We start from the raw sequence: 12,528 nt of genomic DNA on the forward strand, positions 1-12,528 counted from the left end.
CCGTCTTTTTCTTCAAACACTTTGCGCTGACACCATGAACACCTGGAAAAACAAGCTACCGCCACTGGGCACGCTCGGACCCTTCATCGCGCTGCTGGTGGCCTGCGCTTTTTTCGCGACCCAGAGCGAGCGCTTCCTCAGCAGCCAGAATTTCTCGCTGATCCTGGCGCAAGTCATGGTGGTGGGCGTGATCGCCATAGGCCAGACGATGATCATCCTGACGGCCGGCATCGATCTGTCCTGCGGCATGGTGATGGCGCTGGGCGGCATCGTGATGAGCAAGTTCGCCGCCGACTTCGGCCTTCCGGCCCCCGTGGCGATAGCCTGCGGCATAGCCGTGACCACCCTGTTCGGCCTGCTCAACGGCCTGCTGGTCACGCGCATCAAGCTGCCACCGTTCATCGTGACCCTGGGCACACTCAACATCGCGTTTGCCATCACCCAGCTCTACTCAGGCTCGCAAACCGTGACCGACATCCCCGCCGGCATGACGATGCTGGGCAATACCTTCAAGTTCGGCGACGCGGCGGTGGCCTATGGCGCCCTGCTGATGCTGGCGCTCTACGTCCTGGCCTGGTTCGGCCTGCGCGAGACGGCCGCTGGACGCCATGTGTACGCCGTGGGCAACAACGCGGAAGCCACCCGCCTCACCGGCATCCCCACCGAGCGCGTGCTGCTGGGCGTGTATGTGCTGGCCGGCGTGTTCTACGGCATCGCCGCGGTGCTGGGTGTGGCCCGCACCGGCGCCGGCGATCCGAACGCCGGCCAGACCGAAAACCTCGACGCCATCACCGCCGTGGTGCTGGGCGGCACCAGCCTGTTCGGCGGGCGCGGCGTGGTGCTGGGCAGCCTGGTGGGCGCGCTGATCGTGGGCGTGTTCCGCAACGGCCTGACGCTGATGGGCGTCTCCTCCGTCTACCAGATCCTGGTCACCGGCATCCTCGTGATCCTGGCCGTGGCCACCGACCAAATGTCTCACAAGGGAGCCCGCTGATGAACGCCGTGCTCAAACCCATCCACTTCAACATGCCGGAAACGGCGCCGCAAATCGTGATGCAGGCGCGCGGCCTGGTCAAACGCTACGGCCATGTGACCGCCCTGGACGGCGCCGACTTCGAACTGCGGGCCGGTGAAATCCTGGCCGTGATCGGCGACAACGGCGCCGGCAAGTCCTCGCTCATCAAGTGCCTCTCGGGCGCCACCATTCCCGACGAAGGCCGCATTGAACTGGACGGCAAGCCCATCCACTTCAAAAGCCCCATCGACGCCCGCCGCGCCGGCATCGAGACGGTCTACCAGGACCTGGCGGTGGCGCCCGCCATGACGATTGCCGAAAACCTGTTCCTGGGCCGAGAGCTGCGGCGCGAGGGTTTCCTGGGCCATGTGCTGCGCATGCTGGACAAGAAAAAGATGCTGGAAATGAGCGTCGCGCGCATGAACGACCTCAAGGTCGGCATCCGCTCCATGACCCAGGCGGTCGAGACGCTGTCGGGCGGCCAGCGCCAGTGCGTGGCCGTGTCGCGGGCCGCAGCCTTTGCCCAGCATGTGGTCATCATGGACGAGCCGACCGCGGCCCTGGGCGTGAAGGAAGGCAACATGGTGCTGGAGTTGATACGCCGCGTGCGCGACAAAGGCCTGCCTGTGGTGCTCATCAGCCACAACATGCCGCATGTGTTCGAGGTCGCCGACCGCATCCATGTGGCGCGCCTGGGCAAGCGGGCGGCCGTGTTGAACCCGAAGAAGATCAGCATGAGCGACACCGTGGCGGTCATGACCGGCGCGATGCGGCCCGAAGACATACCGGCCGAGTGCCTGGCGCATTGAATCTGGAAATGCCATGAACCCCCACGCTCACATTTGTTCGCTGCCCCCCGAGGGGGCTGAGTGCCGCGGCTCCGAGCCTGCCCGCGCAGGCTCGGACGGCACGAAGAGCTGCTGCGTCTCGCAGCAGCGCGGTCTGCAAGACCATGCCTCCTTTGAGGCGGCTCGGCAGGAGGCACAACATGCTCAAAGGCATTGACCCCCTGCTCACCCCGGAGCTGCTCAAGCTGCTGGCCGAGATGGGCCATGACGACGTGCTGGTGTTGGCCGACGCCAACTTCACGGCGATGAGCCTGGGCGCGGGCAAGCCGGTGCTGCGCCTGAGCGGCCATGGCATGGTGCGGACCGCGCAGGCCGTGATCTCCCTGCTGCCGCTGGCCGCGGATGTGGACCACCCGGTGGCCTACATGCAGGTCAGCGGCACCGAGGCGCCGTACCGCTCGGGCCTGCAGCGCGAGGTGCTGGACCTGCTGACACCCCATTTACTGCCGCACCAACAGGCCGAACCCGTCGAGCGCTACGCCTTCTACGACAGGGTGCGTCAGGCCTATGCGATCGTGGTGACGGGCGAGCTGCAGCCCTTTGGCAACATCATCTTGCGCAAGGGCGTGATCAGCGAGAATCTGCGCCCATGACACGCGCCAGCGCTTCCCCGGCCCCCGGGGCCGCTCCTCCCACGCCGCCGCGCTTGCTGCGCCCGCGCGGCTCCAACCAGGTGGGCATGCGCCAGTTCAACGAACGCGTGGTGCTGCAGGCCATCCGCCTGCACGGCAGCCTGCCCAAGGCCGATTTAGCCCGCCTGACCGGCCTGACCGCCCAGACCATAGGATTAATCACGACCCGGCTCGAAGAAGACGGCCTGTTGATCCGCCAGGACCGCGTGCGCGGCCGCATCGGCCAGCCTTCGGTGCCTCTGGCGCTGAACCCCGACGGCGCTTTTTCCGTGGGCATCAAGATCGGCCGGCGCAGCACCGACTCGCTGCTGGTGGATTTCACCGGCCAGGTCCGCCAGCGGCTGACGCTGGCCTACGCCTTCCCCGAGGCTGATACGCTGATCCCCACCATAGGCCAGCACCTGCGCGCCCTGCGTGACCAGTTGGGCCCGCTGGCCCCGCGCCTCGTGGGCGTGGGTGTGGCCGCGCCCTTCCAGCTCGGCGGCTGGCACCGGATGCTGGGGCTGTCCGAAGCCCAGTCGCTGGCGTGGAACCGCATCGACCTGAGCGCCGAAGTGCAGGCCATGGCCGAGCTGCCCGTGAACTTTGCCAAGGACACCTCGGCCGCCTGCGTGGCCGAACTGGTGGCGGGCCGCGGACGCGACCTGAAAAGCTTTTTGTATCTGTTTGTCGACACCTTCGTCGGCGGGGGTCTGGTCATCCAATCCCACCTCCATGCCGGCATCCACGGCAATGCCGGCGCCGTGGCCTCGCTGCCCCTGCAGCTGGCGCAGGCACCCCACGCGCCGCCCCAGCTGATCAGCCAGGCCTCGCTGTGGGAGCTGGAGCAACGCTATCAGGCGCACGGGCTCGACCCGGTGGCCGCCTACGACGAGCGCGCCCTGCAGCCCCCGTTCGACCAAGAGACCGACCTGTGGCTGACCAACGCCGCCAATGCGCTGGCGCACTGCGTGGTCAGCGCAACGGCCTTGCTGGACATCGACGCCGTGGTGATGGATGGATCATTTTGCCGGCCCCTGCTGCAGCGCCTGATTGAACGCACGCGCGAGGCCTTGAGCCACTACAACTGGGAAGGCCTGTGGCCGGCCACGGTGATCGCCGGCAGCATTGGCTCCGACGCCCGCGCGCTGGGCGGCGCCCTGCTGCCGCTGCACGCCAACTTCGCCCCCGACCGCGACCTGTTTCTCAAGGTCGGTGGCTGAACCAAGCTGCTTCAGGTCTGCGCTGCCTGGCGCCGGGCCTTCCACGCACCAAACAAAACGAACAGGCCGGGGATCAGGATCAAGGCCCAGATGACCTTGTCCAGATGCGTCTTGACAAAGGGAACGTTGCCGAAAAAGTAGCCAATGGTGACAATGCCGCCCACCCACAGCGCGCCGCCCGTGATGTCGTAAAAGGTGAATTTGCTGCGCGTCATTTGCGACACGCCCGCCACAAAGGGCGCAAAGGTGCGCAAAAACGGCATGAAACGCGCCGCCACAATGGTGATGCCGCCATAGCGCTCGTAAAACGCATGGGCCTGGTTAAACGCCTTTTTGTTGAACAGCTTCGAATCTTCCCACTGAAACACCTTGGGCCCAAAGTAGTGGCCGATGGTGTAGTTGGACTGGTTGCCCAGCACCGCCGCCGCAAACAGCAGGCCCACGGCCAGCGGATAGTTCATCAGGCCCACACCGCACATGGCCCCCACCACAAACAGCAAGGAATCCCCGGGCAAAAACGGCATGATGACCACCCCGGTTTCCACAAAGATAATGAGAAACAGCAGCGCGTAGACCCATGTGCCGTAGCTGTTCACGAAAGCTTCCAGGTGTTTATCCACGTGGAGAATGAAATCGATCAAAAAAGTTAGCAGTTCCATACAACAGGATTATCGGGGCTGAATAAACCCACCGGCGGCCAGCCCCCTAAAATGACTGCAACCATGAGCGCCCTGCCCTCTTCCCCAGCTCCCTCCATCGCCCGCAAACCCATCCGCGAACTGCCTGATGAGCTGATCAGCCAGATCGCAGCGGGCGAGGTGGTGGAACGCCCGGCCTCGGTGGTGCGCGAGCTGGTCGACAATGCGCTCGATGCAGGTGCCACGCAAGTCACGGTGCGCCTGCTGGCGGGCGGTGTGCGGCTGATTCTGGTGGAAGACGATGGCCAGGGCATCCCGCGCGAAGAGCTGCCGGTCGCGCTGCGCCGCCACGCCACCAGCAAGATTGCCTCGCTGCAGGACCTGGAAGCCGTGGGCACCATGGGCTTTCGGGGTGAAGCCCTGGCCGCCATCAACTCCATTGCCGACATGAGCCTGCTGTCGAGGACGGATGAAGCTGACCACGCCTGGCAACTCGATGGCCGCACCGGTGAGCTAAAACCTGCGGCGCGCGCACGCGGCACCACGGTGGAGGTGCGCGAACTGTTTTACGCCACACCGGCCCGCCGGAAATTTTTAAAAACCGATGCCACCGAGCTGGCCCATTGCATTGAGGCCGTGCGCCGCCACGCCCTGGTGCGCCCTGACGCAGGCTTTGCGATCTGGCACGAAGGCAAGCTGGTGGAGCAGTGGCGCCCCGGCAGCGGCGAATCGGCCCACGATCAGCGACTGAGCGACGTGCTGGGCAGCGATTTTGTCGAGCAGTCGGTGGCCGTCAACTACGAAAGCGCCGCCCGGCGTGCCGACGGCTTGCCTGCCGTGCGTGTCTGGGGTCGCGCCGGCATCCCGGATGCTGCCCGCTCGCGCGCCGACCAGCAGTTTGCCTACGTCAACGGCCGCTACGTGCGCGACAAGGTGCTCACGCATGCGGCCCGCAGCGCCTACGAAGACGTGCTGCACGGCCATCGCCAGCCGGTGTATGCCCTGTATATCGAGATTGACCCCGCGCGCGTCGACGTGAACGTGCACCCCACCAAGATCGAGGTGCGCTTTCGGGACAGCCGCGAAGTGCACCAGGCCGTGCGCCATGCGACCGAGAATGCACTGGCCGCCCCACGTTCTGGCATGCCGGCGCAAGCGAGCCAGGACGCCGGAGCCACCGAGGCCACCGTGAACCGGCCTGCCAACGGATTTCTTGAGTCAAATCAGGCTTACGCCCCCAATAAATGGGCGCAACCAGCTATCAATTTTGTAGCTAAACAGGGCCCCCACGCTTCCGACTTTGAAGCCATGTGGCCGGCGCAGCCCTCCGTTCGCCCTGAGCTTGCCGAAGGGCTTCGCGCGGCAGAGGCTTCGACAAGCTCAGGGCGAACGCTTGCTGCCGAACTGCCGCCCGGCGATTGGCCCCTGGGCCGCGCGGTGGCCCAGCTGCAAGGCATTTACATCCTGGCCGAGAACACTCAGGGCCTGGTGATTGTCGACATGCACGCGGCCCATGAGCGCATTGTTTACGAGCGCCTGAAAACGCAAATGGACACTGCCAGCATCGCCAGCCAGCCCCTGCTGATTCCGGCCACGTTTGCCGCCACACCGCAAGAGGCCGCCACCGCCGAAGCCAGTGCCGAAACACTCCAAATGCTGGGGCTGGAGATCACGGCCTTTTCACCCAAAACACTGGCAGTGCGCGCCGTGCCCACCAGCCTGGTTAATGGTGATGCCGTGGAACTGGCCCGCAGCGTGCTGGGCGAGCTGGCGCAGATTGATGCCAGCACCGTGATCCAGCGCGCCCGGAACGAGCTGCTGTCCACCATGGCCTGCCACGGCGCCGTGCGCGCCAACCGCAAGCTGACCCTTGACGAAATGAACGCCCTGCTGCGCCAGATGGAAGCCACCGAGCGCTCCGACCAATGCAACCATGGCCGCCCCACCTGGCGGCAAGTGACGATCAAAGAGCTGGATGCGCTGTTCATGCGCGGGCGCTGACGACCCCATGCCATCAGCCTCTTCGTCCGCACCGCCCGCCACCAGCGCATCGGCCATGTCACCCGGCCTGATCGTGCTGGTGCTGTCGCTGCTGCTGGGCATACAGCCGATCACCACCGACCTTTACCTGCCCGCCTTGCCGGCGCTCACCGAAGGCTTTGGCGCACCCATGACGCAGGCCCAGCTCACGCTGAGCGCCCTGCTGCTGGCGTTTGGCCTGTCGCAGCTGATCTGGGGCCCGCTGTCAGACCGTTTGGGCCGGCGCCCCATCCTGCTGTGGGGGCTGGCGGCCTACACCGTGGCTTCGGTGGCCAGTGCGTTTGCGCCGTCCATGGCGCTGCTGATTGTGTGGCGCGTCGTGCAGGGCGCGGCCATGGGGGCCTCCGTCATGTGCGCGCGTGCCATCGTGCGGGACCTGTACACCCCGCAGATGGGTGCGCGGGTCATGTCCAAGGGCCTGACCGGCCTGGGTGTGATTGCCTGCCTGAGCGCGCCGCTGGGCGGCCTGCTGACAGAGCTGTTCAGCTGGCGGGTGGCGCTGCTGGCGCTGGCCGTGTTCGGTGCGGCCACGCTGGCCATGCTGGCGCTGCGCTTTGAAGAAACCCTGCCGCAGAAAAACCCGAAAGCCCTGCAAGCCGCCACGCTGCTGCGCACCTGGCTGGCCATTGTGCGCAACCCCACGTTTCTGGCCTACTCGGCGCTCTCCACCTCGTCCTATGGCGGGCTGTTCACGTTTCTGGCCTCGTCGTCTTTCGTGTTCATCAAGGTGCTGGGCTTGAGCAGAACGCAGTACGGCCTGATCATGTTCTCCACATCGATTGTCTACATCACGGGCACCATCCTGTGCCGACGCCTGTTGCCCCGCTTTGGCGTGCGCCGCTCGGTGGCCATAGCGGCGGGGCTCACCCTGACGGGCGGCACCGCCATGGGCGTGCTGGCGCTGGCGGGCCTGCATGAGGTCTGGGCCATCATGGGGCCCATGTATCTGTTCATGCTCGGCCATGGCGTGCACCAGCCTTGCGGCCAGAGCGGTGCGGTCGGACCCTTCCCCCAGTCCGCAGGGGCGGCTTCGGCACTCAACGGGTTTTTGATGATGGTGGCAGCCTTTGCCATGGGCGGCTGGCTGGGCACCCACATGGACGGCACCGTCCTGCCTCTGACCCATGGCGTATGGTTCTGGAGTGTGTGCATCGCGCTGACCGCCTGGACCCTGGTGCAGAAATATGGAGAGCCTGCGCATGTTCTCCCTGCAAAACCCTGACGACATGGCCAACGAACGCAGCGCAGGGCCGCCCCAAGCAAGTTCAGCCCCCGAGGGGCTGACGTCCGCGGCTCCAAGCCTGCCTGCGCAGGCTTGGACGGACGGAAGAGCCGCTGCGTCTCGCAGTGGCACGTCCAGCGCAGCACACGAAGTGGCAAGCGTGGGGGCACGTTATATTGCTCTGGCCGGGCCCACGGCCTCCGGCAAAACCGCAGCGGCCATGGCCATTGCCCAGCAATATCCGGTTGAAATCATCAGCGTCGATTCAGCCCTGGTCTACCGCGGCATGGACATTGGCACGGCCAAGCCCACACCCGCCGAGCTGGCCGCCGTGCCGCACCATTTGATCAACATCCGTGACCCGCTGCAGGCCTACAGCGCTGCCGAGTTCGTGACCGACGCCCAGCGCCTGATCGCCGAGGTCAATGCGCGCGGCAAGCTGGCGCTGCTGGTGGGCGGCACCATGCTTTATTTCAAGGCCTTGTTCGACGGACTGGACGACATGCCCAAGGCCGATCCGGCCATCCGCGCTGCACTGGCGGCCGAGGCGCAGGCCAGGGGCTGGCCGGCCCTGCACGCGGAGCTGGCGCAGATCGACCCCGTGACGGCGGCTCGGCTGCAAGTCAATGACTCGCAGCGCATCTCGCGCGCGCTGGAGGTGTTCCGGGTGTCGGGCCGGACCATGACCTCGTTCCACAGCAAATCCGCTATAAAAAACATAGCATCTCATGGACGTTATACGGACGCTACAGCCCTTATTTCTTTGGAACCCGAGGCCAGAAGCTGGCTGCACGAGCGCATTGCGCAGCGCTTTGATGCCATGCTGGCCGCAGGTTTTATCGACGAAGTCAAAGCCTTGCGGGCCCGCGGCGACCTGACGGCCGATCTGCCCTCCATGCGCTGTGTGGGTTATCGCCAGGCCTGGGAATTGCTGGATGCGTTGGATGCGCACGAGGCGCGCGGCCTTGGCGGCAGCTTCCCGATAAACGAGTTGCGCGACAAGGGTATTTTTGCCACGCGCCAACTGGCCAAACGCCAGCTCACCTGGCTGCGTTCCATGCCTCATCGCCACGTGGTGGCCTGCGATGGGGCGCAGCCCTTAACGCTCATTCTGCAAAAGATCGTGCAACTCCTGGGCTAGGAGCAATGCTGGTCATTTAAGCGTTACCACCCCGTTCGGGCTGAGCTTGTCGAAGCCTGTTTGCACTGTGACGACCCTTCGACAAGCTCAGGGCGAGCGGTTAAGTGACGTGTATTGGGGCTAGGAGCAATACAGTTCAGTTAGTCACCACACTCCGTTCAGGCTGAGCTTGGCCTGTCCTGAGCTTGTCGAAGGGTCGAAGCCCTGTTGACCTGCGACCAGACCCTTCGACAAGCTCAGGGTGAACGGCTTAACTGAACGGTACTGGGGTTAGGAGGCTGTCGGCCGGCTCCGGCTTGATAAGAATAGCCATCGATGCAAAAATGGAGCGCGCTTTAAACGCGCCCGTCTCGCCTGCCTCAAGTTTTCATAACAAAAGGAGAGCGCATCATGGATCTGTCGACCTTTGTCACCGCCCTGCAAGCCAGCCTGGGCGCGCACATCCCCAGAATTCTCGGCGCTGTGGCCATTCTTGCGCTGGGCTGGCTGCTGGCCGTCGCCGCACGCGCGGCCATCCGGCGTTTGCTGAACCTGCTCAAAGTCAATGCCCGCATCGAAGAAAGCTCGGGCGTGCAGCTGGACGCCGAGTCCCCGGTGGCCGCGGGCGTGTTCTGGCTGGTGTTGCTGGCCACGCTGATCGCGGTCCTCAATGTGCTGGACCTGTCCCTGCTGATCAACCCTTTCGCCAGCATGATGAGCGACATCATCGGCTACCTGCCCAAACTGCTCGCCGGCTCGCTGCTGTCGCTGGCGGCCTGGCTGCTCGCCACCGTGCTGCGTGCGCTGGCCACCCGCGCGCTGGCGGTGACAACGCTTGATGAAAAGCTGGCCAGCGAAGCCGGCATGGCGCCGATGAGCCGAAACGTTGGCAATGTGTTGTTCTGGCTGGTCATCCTGATGCTCCTGCCGGCCATCCTCAACGCCTTCCAGCTCAATGCCCTGCTGGAGCCGGTAACGATCATGCTCAACCAGCTGCTGGGCATGGTGCCCAGCGCATTCGCGGCCTTGCTGATAGCCGGTGTGGGCTACATCGTGGGCCGGGTGCTGCGCGGCCTGGTGGCCAACCTGCTGGCCGCGGCCGGGGCCGACCGCATCAACCAGAACATCGGGCTGGACAGCTCCATCCGCCTGTCCGCCCTGGCCGGCACGCTGGTATTCATCTTTGTGTTCGTGCCTTCGCTGATCGCCGCGCTCGATGCACTGAAGATCGAGGCCATTTCACGCCCGGCCTCGCAAATGCTCGGCCTGATGTTCGCCGCCGTGCCGCGCCTCGTGGCAGCGTCGGTGATCCTGCTGCTGACCTGGTATGTGGCGCGCTTCGCCTCGCGCCTGCTCGCCAGCCTGCTGGAAAGCGGCGGGGCCGACGACCTGCCGCAGAAGTTGGGCGTGCAGCATGTGCTGTCGGGCGCCGCCCGGCCGTCGCACCTGGCCTCGATACTGCTGATGTTCTTCGCCATGCTGTTTGCCGCCACCGAAGCGGCCAGCCAGCTCGGCTTCGACCAGGTGCGGGTGATGGTCGCCTCCTTCATCCGGTTCGGCGCCGACATCCTGCTCGGCGGCGCCATTTTGGCCGTCGGCTTCTGGATTTCCAACCTCGCGTTCAACGCCATCCGCAAGGCCAGCGGCAAAGACACAGCCGGGCTGGCCGGCGTGGCACGCATCGCCATCCTGGGCCTGGTCATCGCCATGGGCCTGCGTGCCATGGGGATCGCCAACGAGATCGTGCACCTGGCCTTCGGCCTCACGCTGGGCGCGGTGGCCGTGGCCGTGGCGCTGTCCTTCGGCTTGGGCGGGCGCGAGGCCGCCGGCAAGCTGATGGCGCATTGGCTGGAGCGCTGGCGCAAGGATTAGCCCCCACGTTCGCTCACTTCGTGTAGCTCTCTGCCCCCCGAGGGGGCGCTGCGCCTGCGGCCCGGCTAAGCCGGTTCCGCGGCCCCGGCTGGTGGAAGAGCTCTCACCCCGGTTCACTGCGGGTAGCATAGGGTCATGCTGCAAGTCCGTGATCTCGCCAAACGTTACCTGGATACCGTTGTCTTCACCCAAGTCTCGCTCGATGTGGCGCGCGGCGAATTCATTGCCATCGTGGGCGAGTCGGGCGTGGGTAAATCCACCCTGCTCAATTGCATGGCCGGGCTCGACAACTGGGATAAAGGCTCGGTCACCTTGAATGGCGTGGACCTTGGCACCTTGAGTGACGACGCACGCGCCCTGCTGCGCCGCCAGCAAGTGGGCTTTGTGTTTCAGGCTTTTCATGTACTGCCGCATCTGGACGTGGCGCAGAACGTAGCCCTGCCCTTGCTGCTGCTCAAGCAGCACGACGATGCCCGTGTGCAGCAGATGCTGGCCGCCGTCGGTCTGCAGGGCCTGGGCGCCCGCTTGCCGCAGCAACTGAGCGGCGGCCAGCTGCAGCGCGTGGCGATTGCACGTGCCCTGGTGCATAACCCCGGCCTGCTGCTGGCCGATGAACCCACCGGCAACCTCGACCCCCGCACCGCCGCCAAGGTGCTGGACGTGCTGATCAGCCAGACCCGCGAGCAGCAGGCCTCGCTGGTGCTGGTAACGCACTCTGAAACGGCTGCAGCACGCGCCGACCGCGTGCTGCATCTGACCAGCACCGGCATTTCGGCCTAGACCGCGCTGCTTTCGGGTTCGCGCACCGCTATGCCCATTTCCTGCAAGGCATCACGCACGGCTTCGACAGCGCCAGCCATGCCGCGCGCTCCGAGTTGGCCCATGCAGCCGACGCGGAAGGTTTCCACGGTGGTCAGCTTGCCGGGGTAAAGGATGTAGCCGCGCTGCTTGACTGCGTTGTAGAAGGCCTTGAACTCGTAGCGCGGGCTGGCGGGCGCATGAAAGGTCACGATGATCGGCGCCTGGATGGCTGTGGGCAGGAAGCTGCGCAGGCCCAGGCCGGCCAGGCCCGCTATCAGCTCGCGGCAGTTCTTGGCATAGGCGCCGCCGCGTGCGGCCAGGCCGCCTTCCTCGAAATACTGCGTCAGTGCGGTGTCCAACGCGGCCACCACATGGGTGGGCGGCGTGAAGCGCCACTGCGTGGTCTTGTTCATGTAGACCCACTGGTCGTACAGGTCCATGGCCAACGAATGACAATTGCCTTCGCAGCGCTCCAGCGCGGCCCGGCGCGCCAGCACAAAGCCCATGCCTGGCACGCCTTCCAGGCATTTGCCCGAGGCGGCGACCACGGCGTCGAACGGTGTCTTGCGCGCGTCGATCTCGAGTGCGCCGAACGAGCTCATGGCATCGATGATCAGGCCCTTGCCGTGGCGCTGCACCACCAGCGCGATCTCGTGCAGCGGGTTCAGGATGCCGGTGCTGGTCTCGCAGTGGACCAGCGCCACATGGGTGATCGAAGGGTCGTTGGTCAGCAGCCGGTCTATGTCCTCGGGGCGAATTTGCGCGTCCTCGGCATAGTCGAAGGTGGTGAGCTGGCGGCCCAGCACCTTGCAGATCTTGGCGATGCGCTGGCAGTAGGCGCCGTTGACCGGCACCAGCACATGGCCGCCTTTTTCGCCCGGCGGCACCAGCGTGCCGATGGCCGCCTCGACCGAGAAGGTGCCGCTGCCTTGCAGGGGCACGCACTCATGGGTGCCCACGCCGTGCACGATGCGCAGCAGGCCTTCGCGCAGGCGCGCGGTGATCTGGTTGAACTCGCTGTCCCAGGAGCCCCAGTCGCGCAGCATGCTTTGCTTGGTGCGCGCCGAGGTGGTCAGGGGACCGGGGGTCAAGAGGACGGTATCGGTGGTCATGGGAACTCTCCTTAGGATGGATCAGG

At 65.4% G+C, this 12,528-nt stretch carries 11 protein-coding genes; 9 read left to right on the plus strand and 2 right to left on the minus strand.

Annotated elements, in window-relative coordinates:
- Positions 1 to 34 precede the first annotated feature (34 nt).
- The 4 genes from V6M61_RS11815 (at position 35) to V6M61_RS11830 (ending at position 3,697) form a co-directional block, all read left to right on the plus strand.
- Entirely contained in the window at positions 35 to 994 is a 960-nt protein-coding gene (locus V6M61_RS11815) for an ABC transporter permease (protein ID WP_332776769.1), read from the plus strand.
- Positions 994 to 1,824: an ATP-binding cassette domain-containing protein gene (locus tag V6M61_RS11820; RefSeq protein ID WP_332776770.1), complete on the plus strand. Its 831-nt coding sequence runs from the start codon at positions 994 to 996 to the stop codon at positions 1,822 to 1,824. The genes V6M61_RS11815 and V6M61_RS11820 overlap by 1 nt, the downstream gene beginning before the upstream one ends.
- Positions 1,825 to 2,003: 179 nt before the next feature.
- Positions 2,004 to 2,456, plus strand: coding sequence for an RbsD/FucU family protein (locus tag V6M61_RS11825; RefSeq protein ID WP_332776771.1), 453 nt, complete (start codon positions 2,004 to 2,006; stop codon positions 2,454 to 2,456).
- Positions 2,453 to 3,697, plus strand: a complete 1,245-nt coding sequence (locus V6M61_RS11830; protein WP_332776772.1) for an ROK family transcriptional regulator — start codon at positions 2,453 to 2,455, stop codon at positions 3,695 to 3,697. The genes V6M61_RS11825 and V6M61_RS11830 overlap by 4 nt, the downstream gene beginning before the upstream one ends.
- Positions 3,698 to 3,708: 11 nt before the next feature.
- On the opposite strand, the gene V6M61_RS11835 is transcribed toward V6M61_RS11830, so the two are convergent.
- A complete protein-coding gene (locus tag V6M61_RS11835; RefSeq protein WP_332776773.1) occupies positions 3,709 to 4,356 on the minus strand; it encodes a VTT domain-containing protein in 648 nt (215 codons plus the stop codon).
- 63 nt (positions 4,357 to 4,419) lie between these two features.
- On the opposite strand from V6M61_RS11835, the gene mutL reads away from it, so the two are divergent.
- The 5 genes from mutL (at position 4,420) to V6M61_RS11860 (ending at position 11,369) form a co-directional block, all read left to right on the plus strand.
- A complete protein-coding gene (mutL, locus tag V6M61_RS11840; protein ID WP_332776774.1) occupies positions 4,420 to 6,336 on the plus strand; it encodes a DNA mismatch repair endonuclease MutL in 1,917 nt (638 codons plus the stop codon).
- Positions 6,337 to 6,343: 7 nt separating this feature from the next.
- On the plus strand, positions 6,344 to 7,597 hold the full coding sequence (locus V6M61_RS11845; RefSeq protein WP_332776775.1) for a multidrug effflux MFS transporter: 1,254 nt from the start codon (positions 6,344 to 6,346) through the stop codon (positions 7,595 to 7,597).
- 220 nt (positions 7,598 to 7,817) lie between these two features.
- A complete protein-coding gene (miaA, locus tag V6M61_RS11850; protein WP_442957769.1) occupies positions 7,818 to 8,738 on the plus strand; it encodes a tRNA (adenosine(37)-N6)-dimethylallyltransferase MiaA in 921 nt (306 codons plus the stop codon).
- 390 nt (positions 8,739 to 9,128) lie between these two features.
- A complete protein-coding gene (locus V6M61_RS11855; protein ID WP_332776777.1) occupies positions 9,129 to 10,589 on the plus strand; it encodes a mechanosensitive ion channel in 1,461 nt (486 codons plus the stop codon).
- A gap of 135 nt (positions 10,590 to 10,724) precedes the next feature.
- Complete coding sequence (locus tag V6M61_RS11860) at positions 10,725 to 11,369, plus strand: ABC transporter ATP-binding protein (RefSeq protein ID WP_332776778.1); 645 nt, start codon at positions 10,725 to 10,727, stop codon at positions 11,367 to 11,369.
- Here the strand turns inward: V6M61_RS11860 and V6M61_RS11865 are convergent.
- Positions 11,366 to 12,502 carry a 2-aminoethylphosphonate--pyruvate transaminase gene (locus tag V6M61_RS11865; protein WP_332776779.1) on the minus strand — a complete coding sequence of 379 codons (1,137 nt, stop codon included), beginning with the start codon at positions 12,500 to 12,502 and terminating at the stop codon, positions 11,366 to 11,368. The genes V6M61_RS11860 and V6M61_RS11865 overlap by 4 nt on opposite strands.
- Positions 12,503 to 12,528 lie beyond the last annotated feature (26 nt).

Origin of the sequence: Polaromonas sp. (assembly GCF_036676035.1) — a bacterium.
Taxonomy (GTDB): domain Bacteria; phylum Pseudomonadota; class Gammaproteobacteria; order Burkholderiales; family Burkholderiaceae_C; genus Polaromonas.